The sequence below is a fragment of the Planobacterium oryzisoli genome, from assembly GCF_015354315.1.
Classification (GTDB): domain Bacteria; phylum Bacteroidota; class Bacteroidia; order Flavobacteriales; family Weeksellaceae; genus Planobacterium_A; species Planobacterium_A oryzisoli.
Genome location: NZ_JADKYY010000002.1, coordinates 111,958 through 132,601, shown reverse-complemented (window position 1 = coordinate 132,601; position 20,644 = coordinate 111,958). Strand labels below are relative to the sequence as shown.

Sequence of the window (20,644 nt, the reverse complement as noted above, 5' to 3'; positions counted from 1 at the left end):
CTACAGAATTTTGTTGAGCAAATCTTTTAATTGATAATAAAGCTCTAGCAAGTGCTCAGAAGAATGCTCTGGAGCGTATTTCTCTATCTCCATTTGCTGTTTGATACTTCTAAAGTCCTCCATAATTTGTGGACCTTTAGCTACCTTTAAATACTCCTTTAAATCCTCGAACCCCCCTGCAATACTGGCCGTATTAAGGGCAGTCACTAGATTTGCGAAGGTGTCGAAGTAAGAAGTAGAATGGTTGGCCACCGCATGATTGCGCATTTGAGCTAAATAGTCCTTCACTAGTTGTTGTAAGGAAGGGTCCATTTCATAAAGTCCCTTAGTAGTAGATAATATCTTCTCTTTAAACCTTGAATCTAAAGAAGAATGGCGCTTGTAGGTCGTAAAAAGATACAATAGCAAAATTAGGAACCCACCAATTAAAAGATAATTTAGAAAAAGTGCATTCCAATTGATTTCACTTTCCTCTTTTACCTGGAATTTCGCCGTTTCAATAACTGGAGTATTGACCGTCTCTAGAACATTGTTAGTGTACTCGTTAACCTTTTCCATAGCACTTTTGTTGCTAGAAACCTGTTCAGGTGATAACGCTGTTAATAACACTTTCGGAGTTTCAACGACCGTAAATTCTGCACTTTTAGGATTAAAGTAACTAAATGGTTCCATAAGGACTTGAAATTGCCCTTGTACTTTTGGGACAATCAGATACCGTGCAATATACTCCCCTTTTAATCCGTTAGAACCTTTGGATGGAATAAACTGTGTTTTAGGTGGATAAATACTGTAGGCATCACTGGCAATAATTTTCGGAAAATCTATATTTGCAAAATCCCCTTCTCCTTTTAACGATAATATTATCTCGGTCGGCTTGGACTGCTCCACGATACCGTCCACAGCAGCACTTTTGAGAGCCAAAATAAAATTCCCTACTGCGTTATTAAATCCTTTAGGAGTATTGGCAGGCAGCTCCTTAACCTTAAGGACGGGAGTTTTGGCTTTAATTGTTTCGGTTTTGCGGTCTGAATCGGTATATTGGACGCCTGGAGCAGGAATCTGTATTTTGCCAGAGGTTTTAGGGTGTATAATTAACACCGCCAAGACCTGACTGGCAGTTTCCCGTTCTTGTACTATATCTGCTTTCCGTAGTGATACAGGCCGTACCTGTACCTGTCCAGAAGATTCAACATGGACGGCTCCTACCTTACGAAGATTATTAAAATCTTTACTGTAAGCTCTTACGATTGCTAAGGTAGGTTGAAACAGGTATAAATCCTGCTGATCCACTTTCAGATCAAAGTATACCTTATCATCATCAACAACATCAACCTCCCGTCTGGTATCCCCTTCCTTGACTAGAACATCAATGGGGTCGGTCATGTAAATCTTGCCGTTTACTGTCACCAAGAATGATCCAATGCGAAGCTTTCCTGTCGTTTTAGGCTCTAGTAGAAATTCGTAGACAAGTTGATTGATGGCTGTATTAGTTGCAGGGTCTCCATATGTTTGGCGTACGGAACCTTGCCCAACAATTGTGAATTTGGATAGATCCGGGGTCCTTAATGGAGTTTCTTGGATAAGATCACTACCGTTCACCTCTTGGATGACATATAGTACGAAACGTTCTTTTACCTGCAGGACTTTCTTATCTGTATCCGCTAAGATAGTAACCTGAGCGCTAGTCCATACCGATGTAAGTAATGCTAAAAAGTAAAAAAATCGTGAAATCATTACCAATCTTTCTCATTGCTTTGTGGCATTGAGTACGTATCTTGGTTTAAAATTTTTCGTGCGGTTCTTTGTTCGCGACCCTCAATTCGATTTAAAAGAGCCTCCTGCTCTTCTTTAGGCATTCCACCCGGATTTGGGTTATTGGAAGGATTGGAAGAATTTCTCTCGCCCGAATTTTGAGAATCAGACGATCCATTGTTCATCTTTCCATCCTCGCTCTTTTCATTTTGTTTGGATGGATCAGAACCACCCTGCCCACCTCCACCTTGTTTGCCTTCAGAATCTTGTTGTTCTTTATCTTTTAGCATAGCAATTTCATAGTTGCGCCGTGCTTCCTCGTCGTATGGTGTGATTTTTAAAACTTGCTTGTAGAGTTGCGCCGCACTTTGAAAGTCTTCCAGTGCCATTAGTGCATTGCCATGGTTGTAGAGTGCATTAGCTCTTTGCGTTTCGTCTTGCGCTACGGACAAAGCTTTTTCATATTCAGCAGCTGCTTCGTTGTACAGTGCGCGTTTATAAAGGGAATTGCCGAGGTTAAAATGTCCCGCATACTGAGACGGATCTTTTGTGACTGCAGATAAGAAACGCTCCGAAGCCTGCCCAAAATCCCCTTTTTTAAAGGCTTTGTTCCCTTCATATACCGAAACAGCATAGTCATCCTGAGCCGCTACGCCTAGAGAAAAGAATAATGTAAAAAAGGTTAACAGTCTATAAATCATGTTTGCACAAAATTATTTCTAAATTTGCTAATAAAGTCCCCTCATTCAGTTAAAGTTTGGTTAAATAGTGCCCAATGTTAATAATTCAGCGGGTTTTTTGGAAAAGCCACAAAAATTACAAGTAAAATTAGTATTGCTCCACCTATGAAGAACTGATAGTATCTTATTGAATTTTGATTTTCCACCCATAAGCTTGCGCCGCCCTTTGAATTTTGAATTTCTTGAACGAGCAATTCTGCTGCATATTCAAGATTGTTACCATCTATGTAGTTACCACCAGTACCTGAGGCAATACTTTGAAGCGCCTGCGTTTCTCTGGAAGAGAGCACTGTGCTACCGGAACGATCCACTTTGTATCCCATCAACTGACCAAAAAGAAACTCAGGCACTGGGGCTCCTTCATCACTACCTATACCCACACTGGTGATTTTAATTCCTTCTTTCTTTGCCAAGGCTAACGCTTCATTAGCATTACCTTCGTTATCCTCTCCATCACTAAGAAGTACAATATGACGTGCCCCTTTGGGTACACTCTTAAATTTTTTGACGCTTTCTTCAACTGCTTTTAAAAAATCCGTGCCCTGTCTTTTAATCACTTCACTCTCGATAGCCTGAACGTATGATTCTGCGGCAACGTAATCGCTAGTTAAGGGCATAACCGAACGAGCTTCACCAGCAAATACAACCAGTCCCACTCTATGCGCGGCCATAGCATCTAAAGTTTGACTTACAATATTTCGTGCTTGCGCCAAACGTGAAGACGATACATCTTGTGCATTCATTGAATTACTAATATCAAGAACAAACATTACGCTTTGCACGCTCTGCCTATTTTTTTCAAGCTCTTTTCCTCCAACTATATTGCTTAGTGCAACGATAATCAATAAAAAAACAGTTAGAAATAGGTACGGCACTAACTGTGCACCGTGATTTGTTTCAGGGAAAAAACGGTTAAAAAAGCGAGAGGATGAAAATTGAGATTGTACATTGCGTCGCCATTTCAAATAAGACCAAATAAGTACTGCAAGTACTGGTAAAAGAACAAGTAGAAAAAGATACTCCGGATTTGCCATTCGCCAATCTGCCATACTACGTTATAAATTTATATATCCACCACCTAAAAAATGCGTCTAGTACCAAAAGTGCTAATGCAGCCCACAGCAGAAAAATGTAGAACTCCTTGTAGTTATACATCTTACTTGAATTTATCTGGGATTTTTCCAGCTGATTTATTTCCTGATACACCTGCTGCAATGTACTATTAGAAGTTGCTCGGAAATACTTCCCTCCCGTGGTGCGCGCGATATCCAGCAGTGCGGGCTCATCAATTTGAACCTCAGTCTCTGTAAAGACAAGATCTCCGAAAAGATCGACGTTTGTAGGCATGAGTGCCAATCCGTTGGTTCCAATTCCTATGGTGTATACTTTAATTCCCATTGAGGCTGCTAGCTCCGCTGCAGTCTGTGCAGGCATTGCATTTTCTATCGTGTTCACTCCGTCAGTCATCAGCACAATTACTTTGCTTTTAGAAGTACTGGTTCGTAGATGACTGACGGCAACTCCTAAACCCTCTCCTATGGCAGTACCAGGAGATAGTTCTAAAGGATTAATGGACTGAATTTCCTCTATTAACACCTGATGATCAGTAGTAACAGGCACTTTAGTCAATGCTTCACCCGAATAGGTTACCAAACCTATTCGATCTCCAGTTCTTTGCTTTACAAAATCAACCGCAATACGCTGTAAAGCACTCAGCCTGTCCGGTTCCAAATCTCTTGAAAGCATACTAAGCGAAACGTCAACGGCTAAAAGTATGTCTATACCTTTTTCCGGGTCTTCATTCTGTGAAACAGTAAATGTACGAGGCCTTGCCATGGCAAGTATCAGAAATGCCAGGACCATGTACTTAGTGAAATGTAGAAATCGCTTGATCCAAATAGCACTAGTACTCTCGGTCATACCTTGGGTTGCGGGTACTACGATACTTTTTTCTACGTTGCTCCTTCGAAGAAGAAACAGTGGTATAAATACCAGGAACAACAGTAGCCAGTAGGGATTGTGGAACTCAAAATTAAAATCAAACATCTTTCCTTAACTTTTCAAATTCCAAATCTTTAATGGAGTGTTTTACGAAAGTCTTGACCGCGCTAAAATCACTTTCCATTTGCAATACAGTAGGAAATGCTTTGGCAAATTTTACAAGATCACCGCGATGAAGAATCTCATGCACTACTTTTTCATTTTCCAATGAAATAGTCTGATTATCCCTAAGCTGATTTATTAGATCTTCTGTTAATAGCACATCGGCAGCTACATGGTACTGCAGCTTAATAAACTCTCTGGTAATGTCGCCTAGTTCTATGTAAAAAGCACGATAATTCAATTTTTCAATCAGACCCTTCTTTCTAAGCTTCTCAAGCTTCCTTAAGGTAATGTTAGATGGTGAGGCTGTTTCTTTTATTTTCCGTCTAAAAAACTTTCTAAGAACAAAATACAGTATTAGCAAAATAATAACTGCCAAAGCCATTAAAACATACCATTTATACATAGACCAGTAATTGGCAAGATCTAACGCTACTTCCTGGTTGGGCTTAATATCGTGGATCTTGTCCCCCTTTTGTGCTGTATTAATCACCGAAATACGGTAAGGCACAGTCCTAGATGTTTCACTACCAATTCCAACGTCAAAAGCAGGTATTTCAAAATCTCCTTCTTGAAAAACGGCAAATTCTATAACTCGCTCGAAGGTTTCACCGTCGGTCGTTGTACTGTCACTAATCTCTTCAAAATGGTAGGGTAAGAGCTCATTCTTTCCGGGAAGTGCCACGGGTTTTCCTTGTAAATTTTCTATGCGAATTTTATATACAGCGGGCTCCCCCAGAGCCACAGTTTTCTTCTCCATTACCGAATAGAGAGTCTGTGCCTGCAGGATAAATCCTAAAAGCAGTAAAAGGGCGGTAAAAGTACGGCGCCTGCTAATAATCATAATTGCTTAGTTTAAAATCTCGAGAAATAATTATATAGTTCCTTTGAATAATCTTGGGAGGTGGCCAAATTTAAAAAACCAGCTGAGGCGCTTTCAAATTGCTCTCTTTTTTCTTTCACCAACATGCGCTGGCGTTCTGCAAATTCATATCTCCAACGTTTACTGGACGTATTTACCCATATCGTCTTTCCCGTTTCACTGTCTTTTAATTGGGCAAACCCCATGGAAGGTATTTGCTGGTCTTTTTCGTCGTAGATCCTTAATGCAAGTAATGCATGCTTTTTAGCGACCACAGGCAATAATTTTTTACTTACGGGGTCTTGGAAATCCGAAAGGACAAAAACAAAACTCTTTTTTTTGAACACGTTCATCAAATACTGAAATGTAGTGTCTAAACTACTTTCTGCTGGCAAATAGTCCGCTTGCAGAATAGTAGCAATCAAAGAAAGCATATGCTTTCGACCTTTCCTAGCTGGAACAACTTTAACAATTCGGTCGGCGTATAGAATTAGACCCACCTTATCATTATTACCTACAGCAGAAAATCCAATACTGGCACATATCTGGGCCATATATTCCCGCTTAAGCTCACTGCCAGTACCGTAGTCCATGGAAGCAGATATATCTAAGACAAGTAGTACAGTGAGCTCACGCTCTTCTTCCATAATTTTAACGAAAGGCTCTTGAAAACGCGCAGTTTTGTTCCAATCCATCCTGCGAACATCGTCCCCATGTTGCAAAGGTCGAACTTCAGAAAAGGTCATACCTTGACCTTTAAGAGCACTGTGGTATTGCCCCATTAGCGCCGACTCCGTTTGACGCCGTGTGCGTATTTCGATTTGCTTTACTTTGCGAACAATGTCTTTTATCTGCACAGTGCTATAGTTTATCTAAGGTGCTTGAATTTTTGAAAGAACCCGATCTATAACCTCTTCAGCAGAAACTTCTTCAGCTTCGGCTTCAAAACTTAATCCAATCCGGTGTCGTAGTACATCCTTTGCCACGGATTTGACATCCTCTGGAATTACAAAACCTCTACCGTTTAAAAAGGCAGTTGCTCTTGCTGCTATAGCAAGATTTATTGATGCTCTAGGAGAGGCTCCAAAAGAGATGAAATTTTCTAATTCCGACAAATTATATACGGACGGAGTGCGGGTTGCAAACACCATATCAAGAATATACTTTTCAATTTTTTCATCTAAATACACCTTCTTTACCAACTCCCGGGAATGACGAATTGCATCAAGTGAAACAACTTTACGTACCATTCTTTGTGTCCCTTGAGATACCATGCGCATCACTTCCCTCTCCTCTTGAAAACTAGGGTAATCAATTTTACACTTTAGCATAAATCGGTCACTTTGCGCTTCGGGCAGTTGGTATGTACCTTCCTGATCAATTGGGTTTTGTGTGGCCAAAACTAAGAAAGGATCGGGTAATTGCATGGTTTCTTCGCCAATTGTCACCTGTCTTTCCTGCATGGCTTCCAGCAGGGCAGACTGCACCTTGGAAGGGGCCCTGTTAATTTCATCAGCCAAAACAAAATTTGCAAAAACCGGACCCCTTTTCACCGAAAATTCGTGGGAATGCATATTGTAAATCTGTGTCCCAATTACATCAGCAGGCAAAAGGTCTGGAGTAAACTGTATTCGAGAAAATGCACCATCCAGCGCCTCCGCCAGGGATTTTATGGCTAGTGTCTTGGCAAGACCCGGAACGCCCTCCAAGAGCACATGCCCATTTCCAAGCAAACCGATTAGTAACCGATCAATCATGTATTTCTGGCCAATAATTGCCCCAGAGAGTTCTTCGCGAAGTGAATCAAAAAGCAACTTTTGTTCTTGAATCTGACTGTTTAGCTGAACTATATCTTCTGAATGTTGTAAATCTGACATACTTTTATTCTTGAATGGTAAATTTGCGATAAATCCACGCACTAGTCAACACAAAGGGTGCCAACGGTTAGTTAAAAAAATGTTAAAGAAAGTACTTGGTTCTCCTCTCATAAACTCGACATAAAACTACTGTTTAAGCTATTTTGCACGCTCCTTTGCGTCTTAATCAGCACTTTTCCAAGTCAATTAAATAAAGTACTTTTGATTCTTTAAATTACTAATGGATGAATTACCATTTTCAAGCTTTTCAACAAGTTCGTAAAAACCTGTATAACCTGCTTGTAACAACCGACCCGAAAGAGTTAACCCTTATTCCTGACGGCTTTAATAATAACGTTTACTGGAATATCGCTCATACAGTGGCTACCCAGCAATTGCTACATTACTACTTAAGCGGAAATCCTTTCCGTATAGATCAGTATTGGATTGAAACCTACAAGAAAGGAACGCTTCCAAATTTAAATGTATCGGCCACTGAAATAGAAGATTTAGGTTTCTTACTGTTGGAAACCTCCAAAATTCTTATCAAGGACTACGATGCTGACTTTTTTCCAGAGTATACTCCTTATACCACCAGCTTTGGAATGGAACTTCGAAGTATTCAAGACGCCATTATATTTAATAATATGCATGAAAGTCTACATATGGGATACGTTTTGGCGCAAAAGCGTGCCATCCTTGGTGAAAAATATTAAACAATGAAAGAAGAAAAGCAATCACCAGATTATGCATTTGGTATTCGTCCTGTAATGGAAGCCCTACAAGCCGGAAAGACCATTGATAAAATTTTTTTGCAAAGTGGACTGCAAGGACCTCTTTATATAGAACTAAAAACCTTGTTAAGCAAGTATAAGCTTCGTGCGAATTATGTGCCTGTTGAGAAGCTTAACCGTATTACACGTAAAAATCACCAAGGCGTGATTGCGTTTATTTCTGATGTCCCGTTCTATAAGATAGAAGACATTGTCCCGATACTCTTTGAACAAGGAAAGACGCCTTTTCTCCTGATGCTGGACCGACTAACCGATGTAAGGAACTTTGGTGCCATTTGCCGTACTGCTGAATGCGTAGGGATTGATGCTGTCATAGTCCCTGAGAAAGGAGCAGCGCCAATCAATTCTGATGCGATCAAAACCTCCGCAGGTGCTATTTACAATATAAAGATTTGCAAGCAACCGAATCTGGCGCACACAGTGGATTTTCTGCAGCAAAGTGGCATCAAGGTTCTTGCTGCGACGGAAAAGGCGCAAGGATATATCTACGAAAGTGATTTCACGGAACCGTGCTGTATAGTTATGGGTAACGAAGAAACCGGACTTTCAAAAGAGGTATTGCATCATGCAGATGAGAAAATCAAGCTTCCTATTCAAGGAAACATTCAATCTTTAAATGTTTCCGTAGCTGCAGGAGCAATTATGTATGAGGCGCTACGTCAGCGTCTGAATAAAAAATAAAATGTAAATGAAAAAATATCTTACCACTGCCTTTGCAGTAATCGCTCTCTTTTCCTGTAATAAAAAGGAAACAACAACCGTTAGTGAAGCCCAATCCGATTCGCTACAAACATCCGTTGGCACCGCACCAGATAGCACAACCCCCAATACAATAAAACTTGCTATTGAAGACTCCGCAGGAATATATACCCAGCGCCTTTTTCTACAAAAGGGTCAAACCTATCCATTGGTCACCTACCAAAGAAATGTTCAAAGTATGACCGGACCGGATGGAAAAAAAGCTACCGCAACAAGTAATTCTACTGACGAGATGTCCTTTTTGGTCAATTCTGTGGAAAATGGTGTGTATGCCATTACTATTAACCTACTAGGGAAAAGCAGCTCGCAAACGGCTAACGGTAAAACAGTTCGTATTGACACCAGAACTTCTGCACCAAAAGAGCCGGAGCTGAAAATGATGTACGAAATCAATAAAGCTCTTGCTGGCAAAAAATTGCAGATGCAAATGGACCAAACAGGAAAAGTCTTATCCATTAAAGGATTTGAACCCATATACAACGAAATAAATAAATTAGCCACGACTCATATTAAGGATGCAGAGCAGAGGAAAGGATTTATTCAGAGTTTTCAGGCAAATTTCAACGAAAAAACCATTAATGAGCAATTCTCCAAAAATCTGATTGTACTCCCTAAAACCGGGGCTAAAATTGGACAGAAATGGTCTGAAACCGAAAATGCCTCTCAGGATGGCTCCTCTAAATTCACAACCCATTATACGTTGGATGAAGTAAAGGATGGCAAGGTAAAAATAACAGTTCGTGGGGGGATTCCACGTAAATCGGATAAAAGAACACAAGAAGGCATCACTCAAACTATCACATCAGAGCTTTCCCAGACGGGTAGTATTTTCTTGGACCAGGAAAGCGGATGGATCAAGAATCAAAATATCACAGTAAAAACAGATCAAACAGAGACTCTTTCGGACGGCAAACAGTCACAATCGCTTAAAAGTTCCAATACTGCGACAATCATAGTAAATCCTGAAAAATAATTACATGAAATTCATCCTTCTTACAATACTCTCGACGATTATAATTTTTTTTGTTTGGAATATTTTAAAGAGAATGTTCTTTAAGTCATTCTATCAGTGGCCAAAATCAGAGTCGCTGAAGAAAGATAAAAAAAGCACCCTGGACCAAAAGATTCAATGGGATGCACAAACTGTGGAATACGAAGAAATTAAAGAAAATGAAAATAAAGGCAAATAATAAGTGGATTATCTCAGCAGGTATTCTGCTGTTCTTTATTGGACTTAGCTATCTTTATTTTACCCCACTTTTTTCGGGTAAGGAACTCGTGCAACCCGATATTGTGCATTATCGGGGCGGCGCTAAAGAGCTTCTTGACTTTAGGGCAGAAAACCAAACCGAGACCTATTGGTCCAACTCCATGTTCTCTGGCATGCCCACGTACCAAATTGGCGCACAGTTTCCGGGAGACTTAATTAAACAGGTTGATTATGTACTGAATTTCTTGCCTCGCCCCGCAAACTATCTCTTTCTGCTACTTGCTGGATTTTATTTGCTGGGTATGGTTACCCTTCGAAACTGGAAACTTTCATTACTTGGGGCTACATTTTTCGCTTTTTCCACCTATTTTTTCATCATAATAGCAGCCGGGCATAACAGTAAGGTCCATACAATTGCCTATTTCGCGCCACTCCTGGCAGGTGTTATACTTATTTTCGTCAGGCAGAAATACTGGTGGGGGTTTCTTACACTCACCCTCTCCACTGCTTTACAGTTGAGTTCCAACCACCCCCAGATGACCTACTACCTTTTTCTGGCAGTAGGGATTTTCGTTCTCACTGAGCTCTACCGCACATTCAAAACCAAGGGACCTTGGAGGCATATCCTTATTTCATTAGCTCTACTGCTTGGAGCCATTGGATTTGGCTTGGGAATGAATGCCCAACGTATACTTACAAATGCCCAATATGTACAGGAAACGACACGTGGGAAACATGTCCTTGAAAATTCCTCGGAGAAAGCTAAATCAGGATTAAGCCGCGAAAGCATCACGATGTGGAGCTACGGCAAACTCGAAACTCTTAATATTTTCATACCCCGCTTAATGGGCGGAGGAAGTTCAGAACCAGAAGGTGAGGTAATGATGTCTGAAATACAGGACTTGGTACAGTCCAATGTATCATCACAAGAGGAAATGGATCAAATTTCCAGAGGGTTCGGATCTCTCACATATTGGGGCGACCAACCCGGGACCTCAGGACCTGCCTACCAAGGTGCTGTGGTAGTATTTCTAGCCATTTTAGGATTTTTTGCAGCAACCTTCCGTCACCGTATTTGGATATTAACAGCCACAATTCTTACTATTTTATTGGCTTGGGGCCATAACTTTTCCGTACTGACCGACTTTTTTATCGATTATTTACCCTTCTACAATAAATTTAGAGCACCTTCATCTATTTTAGTGGTAGTGGAACTGCTATTCCCTCTTATCGCCATCTTGGGTCTTTACAGACTTCTGTTTCTAAAAGATATGGTCGTAGCGGAAAAGAAAAAGCGCCTCTTATTTGCCACTTCCTTTGCGGTGTCTCTGGTACTAATACTACTATTGGGTGGTAAATCATTGCTTGGGTTTGCCACTGAGACAGAAAAACAATATTTACCAGATTACTTGCTGGATTACTTAACTACCGAAAGAAGTCAAATGTTTCAGGCAGATGCTATAAAGACTCTTTTGATGGTACTAGTTACTGCTGCTATTCTGTATTTTAATTTAAAAAGAAAGGTACCTTTAAATATTGCATTGATTTTAATAGGTGCCATTTCTCTACTAGATTTGTGGAGCGTCAATAAACGCTACTTAAATGAAAGCAATTTTTCTGATAGCGCTTTTTCTCAAAATCCATTTCTTACCGAAAGCTCACCTTATCTCACCGAAAAATCACAGGAAAACCCTTACATACAGGGCCTAATCAGTCAAATACCGGTAAATAAGGCTTTGGAAGAAATAAATGAAAAGGACTCCTCCCAATATAGAGTATACAATCAAACACTAGGTACTTTCAGCGAAACCAACACATCGTATTTTCACTCTTCAGTGGGAGGGTATTCCGCTGCAAAACTAAGGCGCTACGACGATGTAATTAACCGCTATTTTAACACCATGGATACGGTGGCAGTACCCAAAATACTCAATATACTTAATGCAAAGTATTTTGTCTTCGGAAGCGCTACTGAACCACAACTAATGCAAAATGCTGGAGCCAATGGCAATGCCTGGTTTGTATCTAAGGTGCATACAGTGCGTTCTGCAGAGCAAGAACTAGAGTCACTCGGTACGATTGATTCAAAAACAGAAGCAGCGGTACATCAGGATCAGATGGCTTATCTTCAGGGCAAAACATTGACCTTAGACTCGACCGCTACTTTAAATCTGGAAACGTATTTGCCCAATCACATTGTGTTCTCTGCACGCACTAAAACCCCGCAACTTGCAGTATTTTCTGAAATCTACTATCCGCACGGATGGCAATTTACTTTGAATGGAAGGAAAGTGCCCCATTTACGAGTTAATTATATGTTGAGAGGCCTGTATATTCCTGCAGGAACCCACCGGGTCGAGATGGTATTTGAACCTACCGTGTTAGAGACTGGCAAATGGATTTCTATGCTTACATTCTTCGGATTTTTATTGGTTATGATCGCAGCTTGGATACTGCAACGAAGAAAGCTAGGATTTAACTCCACTAAGCTCTAATGGGTTCTAAACATCTCCTACTAGTGACCTATTATTGGCCTCCAGCAGGAGGACCAGGTGTACAGCGTTGGTTAAAATTCACAAGGTATTTATGTGAGATGGGCTATAGAATCACCCTAGTTATACCTGAAAATCCAAGTTATCCTCTCACAGACGAAACGCTTTTAAAAGAGGTTCCAAGTGGACTAGACATACACAGATTACCCATATGGGAACCCTATACCATAGCTGAAAAATTCAGTCGATCCAACAAAAAATTTAAAGCGGGGCAATTTGATAAAACGCAGAACCAAAGCATATTGTCGCGGATCTCTATATGGATTAGGGGAAATTTCTTTATTCCTGATGCCCGACGGTTTTGGATTCAGCCCACAGTAAAGTATATTCAAAAAACAATCTTTACATCGCAACAATTACCTGTTCTAATTACTACGGGGCCTCCCCATTCGGTGCACCTGATAGGCTTACAACTGAAAACTAGCAATTCTACCTTGCAATGGGTCGCGGACTTTCGTGATCCATGGACGGAGATCTCCTATTTCAGTGAACTTAAATTAACAAATCTGGCCAGAAAAATTCACTACCAGATGGAAAGTGCGGTGCTTACACATTCCGATCTGGTGCTCGCAACTAGCTACTCTGACGCTGAGAATTTTAGAGCCAAAGGAGCCAACGCATATTGTATCACGAATGGTTACGACCCCGAAGACCTTCCTGAGGCTTCCAGCGAAGAGAAGGATAGGGCGCATTTTACGATTGCCTATATTGGAGTCCTAGAGCAGTTACGTAATCCGGTCATTCTTTGGGATGTTCTAGAAGAAATTTATCGGGAGATTGCAGAGTTCAGAAGTGTATTTCGCTTCGTATTTGTAGGGAAAGTTGACCCTAAAATAATTCTTAATCTACAAAATAGAAACTTTTCTTCTAACATTGACTATAAGGGGTATATCCCGCATAGGAAAGCACTTGAAGAAATGAATAGAGCTGATACTCTTCTACTAACTAACTTTCCTGATAGCAAGCACAAAGGAATAATTCCGGGAAAACTATTTGAATATCTTGCCTCGGCTGTACCAATCATATCGTTCGGTCCAAACAATGCGGATGTTTCTCGAATACTTTCATACACAAGTGGTGGCGCACATTTCGGCTATAAGGATACTAGCGCACTAAAAGAACATATACGAGAACTTTTCAATCAATGGCAAAATCAAGTTCCCCGAAGGAGCACTGAGAAAGTTTATGAATTTTCCCGAAAAAATCTTACGTTAGCTCTTACAAGCCTTCTCGAACAGGAGCTGAATTAGTCCTCTAGCCAACCTTGCTGCTTCATCCACTCGTCGTTGTAAATCTTTCCTACATATCGGGATCCATGGTCGTGTAAAAGTACCACTACAACGTCTGTACTGTTAAAAGTCTCCTTCATTTGCACTAATGCTGCAATTGCACTTCCAGCGGAATACCCACAAAAAATACCTTCCATTTTTGCTAGTTTTCTTGCGTACAATGCACCATCCTTGTCGGTGACTTTTTCAAAATGATCTATGACAGACATATCGTAATTTTCCGGGATTATGTCCTCTCCAATACCTTCCGTAATATACGTGTAGGCATGATCGAGATGTATCTGACCTGTTTCATGGTACTCCTTGAGGATGGAGCCGAAGGTGTCTACACCAATGATTTGTATGTCTTTATTTTTCTCTTTAAAAAACCTCCCACAACCCGTAATGGTACCACCAGTCCCTGCACCTACAACAAAATGGGTGAGTTTTCCTTCTGTCTGATCCCATATTTCTGGAGCAGTAGATTCGTAATGCGCCTGACGGTTGGACAGATTGTCGTATTGGTTAACATACCAACTGTTAGGTGTGCTCTCTGAAAGTGATTTGCTAACCGAGTAATACGAACGTGGATCGTCTGCCGTCACATCGGTGGGACATACCACCACCTCTGCACCCATCGCTCTTAGAATATCACACTTCTCTTTGGATTGTTTGGAATTGGTTACGAAAATGCAGTGGTACCCTTTCACAATTGCAGCCAAAGCTAGACCCATTCCTGTATTTCCAGATGTTCCCTCGATAATTGTTCCTCCGGCTTTAAGCCTGCCGTCTTTTTCGGCATCTTCAATCATCTTTAACGCCATTCTGTCTTTAACTGAATGACCGGGATTAAAGGTTTCTACTTTGGCTAGGACAAGTGCTGGAAAATCGTCCCCTAGCACTTTGTTTAGTTTTATCAAAGGGGTATTCCCTATGGTCTCCAGTATATTCTCAGCGTATCTCATAGTTGAATTTCAATTGGGGTGGCAAATATACCATTTTTACCTTAGGTATACTTTATCGCTTTCACTGGAGAAATCTTACTAATGAGGTAACTTGGAAGAATTAGGGCAACTGCCGAAACAACTAAAATTCCTAAAGAAATAGAAAGAATATAAATTGGATTCAAGTCTACAGGAACTTCACTTACATAGTAGTTCTCTGGATCCAATTTCAGAAATCCTGTCATTTTTTGAAGAAGTAGTAAACCAATCCCAATAAGATTGCCAAACAAAAGCCCGGGAACCATTATCAGCAGTGTATAGTTGATGAAAATTGTTCGTATCTGACCATTAGTGGCTCCTAAAGTCTTCAGGAGCCCTATGCTATTGGTACGTTCTATTATTAGTATTAGAAGAACCATAATAATGTTTATTATGACAACTACAAGCATAATTGTAATAATAAGTGCGATATTAGTATCAAATATATTTATCCAATCCACTATTTGGGGATACTTGTCCGTAACTTTCTCCAGATAATTTTTCGCACCAATTGCCTTCTGTAGTGCTGTAAAACTTTGTTCCAAAGCATCATTGTCTTGAAGGAATACATCGTAGCCACCTACCTGATCCTTCTCCATATCTTGAATTTTTCGTGCATGGTTGATACCTCCAATTACAAACAGGTCATCAATTAGCTTGATATCCGTTTTATAGATACCCGCCACTTCGAATTTCCTATAAATAGGCTTCTGATCTTCTTTGGAGAAAATGGTGACCACACTGTCTCCTACCCTTTTTGCTAAATCAGAGGCAATCTTCTCTGAGAGGATGACTTGGTTACTGTATCCTTGCTCGGTGACCACGGGCACTTTCCCGCTCACGATAAATTTAGCAAACCGGTGCGAATCAAAATCTTTACCTACTCCTTTGTAGATGATTCCGGCAAAGTTTTCTTCAGTGCGCATAATACCACTGACTGTTACAAACTTTTGCACGCCCGATACATTGGGCGTGTTTTGAACTTTTTCGATTTGAAAACCTTCAGTATTTAAAACCGTGGAATTGTACGAAGAATTAGATTGTTGAGATTTTATCTGAATTGCACCACCAAAATCTGCCAATCGATTTTTGATCGCATTTTTGGACCCAACCCCTGTGGAAACAGTTATTAGCGAGACTATAACCCCTAATGCAACAGAGAGTCTCCCAATGAAAATGATAATCCGTGAGAGATTATTTTTGTTATCTTTGGAAAAAGCGATTCTGTTCGAAAAATAAAGAGGAAACTTCAAAGCATGAATTTAAGAACCAAAAATAGAAATTTAGTACTGATCTGCCTAATATTTTTCCTTTCTCCATTTGTAGCACAAGCTCATAGTACGCCCACGTGCCATGAGTGTTTCCTCCCCGCTGCAGACAGACCGTCTCTTTACCTACCTCTGTTGAAAGGCAAAAATATAGCTGTTGTAACCAACCAAACCGGTCTTTTAAGAAGCGGTAAGCATGTGGTAGATTTTCTTTTGGAAGAAGGGATTAATGTGCGGAGTATTTTTGCACCCGAACACGGATTCCGAGGGGATGCGGATGCGGGAGAAACGGTTTTAGCAGGTCGAGATAAAAAAACAGGATTGCCCATCATCTCGCTTTATGGCAACAACAAGAAACCGACCTCTTTGCAACTGACGGGAATTGATATAATTCTCTTTGATATACAAGATGTCGGGGTACGTTTTTATACCTACATCTCCACACTTACCTATGTGATGGAGGCAGCTGCAGAAAACAATAAAAAAGTAATAGTTCTCGATCGGCCTAATCCGCACGACGGATATATTGACGGACCCGTCTTAGAAGAAAAATTCAGCAGTTTTGTGGGGCTCCACAAAGTTCCGGTGGTTTATGGCCTTACTATAGGGGAGTACGGAATGATGGTGAATGGAGAAAAATGGTTGAAAAATAAAGTGCAAGCAGATTATACAATGATTCCAATGCGTGGGTATAAAAAAACCCAACGGTACGATATTCCTGTCAGCCCATCCCCTAATCTGCCCAACGCGATGGCAATAAACCTCTATCCCTCCCTATGTTTCTTTGAAGGCACAAATGTTTCTGTAGGTCGTGGAACACCGAATCCGTTTCAAATCTACGGAAGTCCTTACTTAAAAGATATGCCTTATACCTTCACACCTAGGCCTTCCTATGGAGCGAAGGACCCTTTTCTAAATGGAAGGGAATCACATGGGGAGAATCTTACCAAAAACTATTCAGCACTATATAATTTAAACCTTGGTTATCTTCTAAAAGCCTACAATCAATTTGACCATAAAAAAGAAAAATTTTTCCTCCCAAATCTATTCTTTGACAAGCTTGCCGGAACCGACAAATTACGTCTTCAGATAAGTGCAGGATGGGACGAAAATAAAATAAAGGAAAGCTGGAAGAAGGATTTAAAAGAATTTAAAGAAATCCGATCCAAGTATATTATCTACCAGGATTAATCAAAACGATCTGGGGGATTTTTATCGTCCTTGTTCTTATAAAGTATGAACATCCCTATCGAAAGACCTACTACACCAGCAACTGCATTTAAAAGCGCTCTGCTAATACGGTCAGACGCATCACTGCCAAGATAATTCATTAAGAAAAGTATGGTAAAAGTGATGGATGAGAGTATTAGGTGCGTTTTATTAAATAGTTTCATATCTTTTATCTGATTTTATAACTTATCATCACCCCTCCACGGTAGGGTATTATTTCTCCACTTTTATTCCACTCACTTGCTGCGTCGTATCGTATCCAGCGGTCGGGCGGTACAAGTTCATAACCATGGTAATTGGCCTGACTAGTTCCACCACCCACAAATAAGTCCATATACCATTTGGAAGAAATTTGATACTGATAACCTAGGGTGGCACCCGCTAAGATAGTAAAACCCCTTTGGAACTTGTCTGCACCCGAATAATTCCATTTTGTAAGATCAAATAGCCCTAGACCCGTATTTAGTCCTATGTACCATTTATCAAATGCATGTGTCAAATAGTAACGCCATTCTATATGCCCCATATATACCTGCGCATGGTTTCCTGATATGGATTTCCAAGGGGATATTAATACGTCTGCTTGCAATGTAGAGTGCATGCTTACTTTGTACTCCGAACCAACATTCAAAATCATGCCCGGTATTAAAAGTGCATTTCCTTTCACTAACCACTTGGCTTCTAGCTGTTCTTGAGCCTGCATAGTACCATATCCAAAAAGAGCTATTAATAGAAGTACAGCCTTCATTCTACTGAGTAATTTCTTTTAGTAATTTTTCCGGTATAGTAGCATCTGCCCCTTTCTCTTTAGTAAGGGCAACAGATTCCGTAGCATATTTTAAAGCTAATTTTCTATTTCCAAGTTTATGATAAAGTTTAGCTATTAAATAGCTAAGCTCAGGTGTGGAATGTCCACTATGTACCTTGATCCCATAATCCAATGCAGCTCGAAAAGATTCCTTATTTTCAATATTTTCAGCAAAAGTGTAAAGTATCTGGGTAGTGAGTTGAGGTTCAAGCAGTCTTTCCTCCTCCATGACTTCCAAAGCTAGCGCTTCGTATTCTTTAAAATTTTTAGTCAATCCAAAAAAATTCAGCCCCACCTCTTGCCACAGTTCCTTTGCTTGCTTTGTAGTAAGCAGCTCTTTAGTATTCTCCAGGAACAAGTCTTTATCCCACTTGCCTGTTTCTAAGTTTAATGCACTGTCTATTGCTCCATTAATTTGATACTGGCGCTGAAGTTTGTCAAGTGCTTCAGCTGGTATATGTTCAAGAAGATTCTGCTTTAGTGAGATAAACTTTGCGTAATTAGAGTCCGTAGCGGACTTTACAGAATTCAGAAGCATTGCTACTTCTAATTTATCTAACTCCTTTAAAGTAAATTTAGAAAAATACCGCTCAGCTATTTGCTTAGCAAAAAGTGGATCACTCTTTATAAAAATCCCGAATGCCTGTTTTAAAAATTCAGGATCTTCCTCCCCTTCCATGAATCTTTTCTTCAACTCTATACCGCCCACTTGTATAAGAGCGTCCTGACCCAAGCGCACAAATTGCTCTTCTTTTAAGTATCCATATCCGCGTAGTACAACCTCCCCTTTACCATTTAAAAACAAGTAGCTTGGATAAGTGTTAACACCGTACTTTTTGGCTAATTCTCTACCCTCTCCCTTTTCCATATCTATCCGTGCATTAATAAAATGCTGGTTATAGTATGTATAAACCTCAGGATCTGTGAACACGTTCTTTTCCATCAAAATACAAGGTCCACACCAACTGGCGAAAGCATCTAGAAATACTAATTTATTTTCTTTTTCTGCTTTTTCAAGTATTGTACTAAAATCACTCTTTTCAAAATTGATACTTGTTTGTCCACTCACCAAGGATATAGCAAGAACACAAAGTAGTATATATAGGTTTCTCATATTTATAAATTCGAGGGGCAAAGATAACAAATGTAACTTTGCTGGTTACATAGATGTAACAAGGTCATACTTATGAAAAAAACACGCCATTGTTCATAATTTTTTTTTGGGAAAAGTTAGCATACTTTTTGCTGCAGTCGGGCATCGGATCATATAGGTATGCTTGAATCACTTATAAATTCTTACCTTTGAAACTATCCCAAAAACACAACCACTTCTGACATGATTTTAATTGTCGATGACGCCCCGGAAAATATCATTTCCCTCAAAAAGGTTTTGGAAAAAAACGGCTTTGAGGTTGATACCGCAACTTCTGGTGAGGAAGCTCTGAAGAAAATTCTTAACCGCTCTTATGTTCTGATTATTCTAGATGTACAAATGCCAGGAATGGATGGGTTCGAAGTTGCTGAAACCATATCTGGGTTCAGTCGCGCAAAAGAGACAGCCATTATATTCCTATCTGCTGCTAGCGCCAATGTGAATCTTATAACGCGAGGTTATTCCTCTGGGGGATTAGATTACATAAGCAAGCCTGTGGACATGAATATTTTACTTCTAAAAGTAAAAACCTTCTACCGCATCTATGAACAAAGCCGAGCGCTGAACGAGATGCAGAAAGCACTTCGGGCAGAGATAGAATTCAGAAAGGAAGCAGAAAGAAAAAAAGATGAATTCATTAGTATCGCCAGCCACGAGCTAAAGACTCCAATGACAAGCATCAAGGGATATATCCAATTACTGGAGCGTAGCATCAAAAAACAAGATCACGATACCAGTTTGCAGCGATTAGAGAAAGTTCAAAATCAAATAGAAAAATTAAATCTTCTTATAGCGGATCTACTTGATATTTCTAAAATTGAAAGTGGAAAATTGAAGTTCCATATCCAGAGTTTTAACTTTGCAACTATGCTCGAAAATCTTTTGGAAGTAATGCAACAATCTAACAATCAAGTGAAAATACGTTACATTCCTGGTTTTACTAAAGAGGTAGAAGGGGATGAGATGCGTCTTGAACAAGTAATAGTGAACTTTATTTCTAATGCAATAAAATATGCTCCTGATGCAACGGAACTTATTGTTCGAACCGAAGACCAAGGAGATGTTCTTCGTTTTTCAGTACAAGATTTTGGAATTGGTATGTCGCATGAACATACCCAGCGAATTTTTGATAAATTTTACAGGATTGAAGAGACTTCAGAACGTTTTCAAGGACTAGGAATCGGTCTTTACATCTGTCAGGAAATAATTGAACGTCATGGAGGCAAGATTGGAGTAGTTTCAACTCTCGGAGAGGGTAGCACCTTCTTTTTTACCATCCCAATTCACTCTCAAGAAAACTAATACA

Annotated in this window: 20 protein-coding genes; 8 read left to right on the top strand and 12 right to left on the bottom strand. The window is 40.0% G+C overall.

Annotation, left to right across the window (positions count from 1 at the left end; all coding sequences use genetic code 11):
* From IC612_RS02215 to IC612_RS02185, 7 genes are all read right to left on the bottom strand, one after another.
* Nucleotides 1-1,734 (bottom strand): BatD family protein, encoded by a 1,734-nt coding sequence (locus IC612_RS02215; protein WP_194738543.1) that lies wholly within the window; start codon nucleotides 1,732-1,734, stop codon nucleotides 1-3.
* Nucleotides 1,734-2,453, bottom strand: a complete 720-nt coding sequence (locus IC612_RS02210; protein ID WP_194738542.1) for a tetratricopeptide repeat protein — start codon at nucleotides 2,451-2,453, stop codon at nucleotides 1,734-1,736. The genes IC612_RS02215 and IC612_RS02210 overlap by 1 nt, the downstream gene beginning before the upstream one ends.
* Before the next feature lie 77 nt (nucleotides 2,454-2,530).
* Nucleotides 2,531-3,541, bottom strand: a complete 1,011-nt coding sequence (locus IC612_RS02205) for a VWA domain-containing protein (RefSeq protein WP_228512830.1) — start codon at nucleotides 3,539-3,541, stop codon at nucleotides 2,531-2,533.
* Nucleotide 3,542: 1 nt separating this feature from the next.
* Nucleotides 3,543-4,538 carry a vWA domain-containing protein gene (locus IC612_RS02200; RefSeq protein ID WP_194738541.1) on the bottom strand — a complete coding sequence of 332 codons (996 nt, stop codon included), beginning with the start codon at nucleotides 4,536-4,538 and terminating at the stop codon, nucleotides 3,543-3,545.
* Nucleotides 4,531-5,439: a BatD family protein gene (locus IC612_RS02195; protein WP_228512829.1), complete on the bottom strand. Its 909-nt coding sequence runs from the start codon at nucleotides 5,437-5,439 to the stop codon at nucleotides 4,531-4,533. The genes IC612_RS02200 and IC612_RS02195 overlap by 8 nt, the downstream gene beginning before the upstream one ends.
* Nucleotides 5,440-5,450: 11 nt before the next feature.
* On the bottom strand, nucleotides 5,451-6,314 hold the full coding sequence (locus tag IC612_RS02190; RefSeq protein ID WP_194738540.1) for a DUF58 domain-containing protein: 864 nt from the start codon (nucleotides 6,312-6,314) through the stop codon (nucleotides 5,451-5,453).
* Between the two features lie 15 nt (nucleotides 6,315-6,329).
* A complete protein-coding gene (locus IC612_RS02185) occupies nucleotides 6,330-7,334 on the bottom strand; it encodes an AAA family ATPase (RefSeq protein ID WP_194738539.1) in 1,005 nt (334 codons plus the stop codon).
* A gap of 224 nt (nucleotides 7,335-7,558) precedes the next feature.
* Between IC612_RS02185 and IC612_RS02180 the strand changes: the two genes are divergently transcribed.
* The 6 genes from IC612_RS02180 to IC612_RS02155 are packed head-to-tail and all read left to right on the top strand — an operon-like array spanning nucleotide 7,559 to nucleotide 13,878.
* Nucleotides 7,559-8,029 (top strand): DinB family protein, encoded by a 471-nt coding sequence (locus tag IC612_RS02180; protein ID WP_194738538.1) that lies wholly within the window; start codon nucleotides 7,559-7,561, stop codon nucleotides 8,027-8,029.
* A gap of 3 nt (nucleotides 8,030-8,032) precedes the next feature.
* Complete coding sequence (gene rlmB, locus IC612_RS02175) at nucleotides 8,033-8,788, top strand: 23S rRNA (guanosine(2251)-2'-O)-methyltransferase RlmB (RefSeq protein WP_194738537.1); 756 nt, start codon at nucleotides 8,033-8,035, stop codon at nucleotides 8,786-8,788.
* A 7-nt stretch (nucleotides 8,789-8,795) separates the two neighbouring features.
* Nucleotides 8,796-9,839 (top strand): DUF6263 family protein, encoded by a 1,044-nt coding sequence (locus tag IC612_RS02170; protein WP_194738536.1) that lies wholly within the window; start codon nucleotides 8,796-8,798, stop codon nucleotides 9,837-9,839.
* A 4-nt stretch (nucleotides 9,840-9,843) separates the two neighbouring features.
* Entirely contained in the window at nucleotides 9,844-10,056 is a 213-nt protein-coding gene (locus tag IC612_RS02165; protein WP_194738535.1) for a hypothetical protein, read from the top strand.
* Complete coding sequence (locus IC612_RS02160; RefSeq protein WP_194738534.1) at nucleotides 10,037-12,571, top strand: YfhO family protein; 2,535 nt, start codon at nucleotides 10,037-10,039, stop codon at nucleotides 12,569-12,571. Before IC612_RS02165 ends, IC612_RS02160 begins: the two co-directional genes overlap by 20 nt.
* Nucleotides 12,571-13,878: a glycosyltransferase gene (locus IC612_RS02155; protein WP_194738533.1), complete on the top strand. Its 1,308-nt coding sequence runs from the start codon at nucleotides 12,571-12,573 to the stop codon at nucleotides 13,876-13,878. The genes IC612_RS02160 and IC612_RS02155 overlap by 1 nt, the downstream gene beginning before the upstream one ends.
* Here IC612_RS02155 and IC612_RS02150 read toward each other — a convergent pair.
* Both IC612_RS02150 and IC612_RS02145 read right to left on the bottom strand, forming a co-directional pair.
* Complete coding sequence (locus IC612_RS02150; protein ID WP_194738532.1) at nucleotides 13,875-14,861, bottom strand: PLP-dependent cysteine synthase family protein; 987 nt, start codon at nucleotides 14,859-14,861, stop codon at nucleotides 13,875-13,877. The genes IC612_RS02155 and IC612_RS02150 overlap by 4 nt on opposite strands.
* Nucleotides 14,862-14,902: 41 nt before the next feature.
* On the bottom strand, nucleotides 14,903-16,132 hold the full coding sequence (locus tag IC612_RS02145; RefSeq protein ID WP_194738531.1) for an ABC transporter permease: 1,230 nt from the start codon (nucleotides 16,130-16,132) through the stop codon (nucleotides 14,903-14,905).
* Nucleotides 16,133-16,135: 3 nt separating this feature from the next.
* Here IC612_RS02145 and IC612_RS02140 point away from each other — a divergent pair, with 3 nt between their 5' ends.
* Nucleotides 16,136-17,338 carry an exo-beta-N-acetylmuramidase NamZ family protein gene (locus IC612_RS02140; protein WP_194738530.1) on the top strand — a complete coding sequence of 401 codons (1,203 nt, stop codon included), beginning with the start codon at nucleotides 16,136-16,138 and terminating at the stop codon, nucleotides 17,336-17,338.
* Here IC612_RS02140 and IC612_RS02135 read toward each other — a convergent pair.
* The 3 genes from IC612_RS02135 to IC612_RS02125 are packed head-to-tail and all read right to left on the bottom strand — an operon-like array spanning nucleotide 17,335 to nucleotide 19,299.
* Nucleotides 17,335-17,541: a hypothetical protein gene (locus IC612_RS02135; protein ID WP_194738529.1), complete on the bottom strand. Its 207-nt coding sequence runs from the start codon at nucleotides 17,539-17,541 to the stop codon at nucleotides 17,335-17,337. The genes IC612_RS02140 and IC612_RS02135 overlap by 4 nt on opposite strands.
* A gap of 5 nt (nucleotides 17,542-17,546) precedes the next feature.
* Entirely contained in the window at nucleotides 17,547-18,125 is a 579-nt protein-coding gene (locus IC612_RS02130; protein ID WP_194738528.1) for a DUF3575 domain-containing protein, read from the bottom strand.
* Nucleotide 18,126: 1 nt separating this feature from the next.
* The gene (locus IC612_RS02125) at nucleotides 18,127-19,299 is read right to left on the bottom strand and encodes a thioredoxin family protein (protein WP_194738527.1); all 1,173 of its coding nucleotides are present in this window, start codon (nucleotides 19,297-19,299) and stop codon (nucleotides 18,127-18,129) included.
* A gap of 222 nt (nucleotides 19,300-19,521) precedes the next feature.
* Between IC612_RS02125 and IC612_RS02120 the strand changes: the two genes are divergently transcribed.
* Nucleotides 19,522-20,640 (top strand): hybrid sensor histidine kinase/response regulator, encoded by a 1,119-nt coding sequence (locus IC612_RS02120; RefSeq protein WP_194738526.1) that lies wholly within the window; start codon nucleotides 19,522-19,524, stop codon nucleotides 20,638-20,640.
* Nucleotides 20,641-20,644: the final 4 nt, after the last annotated feature.

Excerpts from the sequence above, each read along its gene's own strand:
- IC612_RS02135 (WP_194738529.1), bottom strand. The coding sequence starts at position 17,541 with ATGAAACTATTTAATAAAACGCACCTAATACTCTCATCCATCACTTTT.
- IC612_RS02140 (WP_194738530.1), top strand. The coding sequence starts at position 16,136 with ATGAATTTAAGAACCAAAAATAGAAATTTAGTACTGATCTGCCTAATA.
- IC612_RS02205 (WP_228512830.1), bottom strand. The coding sequence starts at position 3,541 with ATGGCAGATTGGCGAATGGCAAATCCGGAGTATCTTTTTCTACTTGTT.
- IC612_RS02125 (WP_194738527.1), bottom strand. The coding sequence starts at position 19,299 with ATGAGAAACCTATATATACTACTTTGTGTTCTTGCTATATCCTTGGTG.
- IC612_RS02160 (WP_194738534.1), top strand. The coding sequence starts at position 10,037 with ATGAAAATAAAGGCAAATAATAAGTGGATTATCTCAGCAGGTATTCTG.
- IC612_RS02130 (WP_194738528.1), bottom strand. The coding sequence starts at position 18,125 with ATGAAGGCTGTACTTCTATTAATAGCTCTTTTTGGATATGGTACTATG.
- IC612_RS02170 (WP_194738536.1), top strand. The coding sequence starts at position 8,796 with ATGAAAAAATATCTTACCACTGCCTTTGCAGTAATCGCTCTCTTTTCC.
- IC612_RS02200 (WP_194738541.1), bottom strand. The coding sequence starts at position 4,538 with ATGTTTGATTTTAATTTTGAGTTCCACAATCCCTACTGGCTACTGTTG.
- IC612_RS02185 (WP_194738539.1), bottom strand. The coding sequence starts at position 7,334 with ATGTCAGATTTACAACATTCAGAAGATATAGTTCAGCTAAACAGTCAG.
- IC612_RS02155 (WP_194738533.1), top strand. The coding sequence starts at position 12,571 with ATGGGTTCTAAACATCTCCTACTAGTGACCTATTATTGGCCTCCAGCA.
- IC612_RS02215 (WP_194738543.1), bottom strand. The coding sequence starts at position 1,734 with ATGATTTCACGATTTTTTTACTTTTTAGCATTACTTACATCGGTATGG.
- IC612_RS02165 (WP_194738535.1), top strand. The coding sequence starts at position 9,844 with ATGAAATTCATCCTTCTTACAATACTCTCGACGATTATAATTTTTTTT.
- IC612_RS02120 (WP_194738526.1), top strand. The coding sequence starts at position 19,522 with ATGATTTTAATTGTCGATGACGCCCCGGAAAATATCATTTCCCTCAAA.
- IC612_RS02195 (WP_228512829.1), bottom strand. The coding sequence starts at position 5,439 with ATGATTATTAGCAGGCGCCGTACTTTTACCGCCCTTTTACTGCTTTTA.
- rlmB (WP_194738537.1), top strand. The coding sequence starts at position 8,033 with ATGAAAGAAGAAAAGCAATCACCAGATTATGCATTTGGTATTCGTCCT.
- IC612_RS02210 (WP_194738542.1), bottom strand. The coding sequence starts at position 2,453 with ATGATTTATAGACTGTTAACCTTTTTTACATTATTCTTTTCTCTAGGC.
- IC612_RS02150 (WP_194738532.1), bottom strand. The coding sequence starts at position 14,861 with ATGAGATACGCTGAGAATATACTGGAGACCATAGGGAATACCCCTTTG.
- IC612_RS02180 (WP_194738538.1), top strand. The coding sequence starts at position 7,559 with ATGAATTACCATTTTCAAGCTTTTCAACAAGTTCGTAAAAACCTGTAT.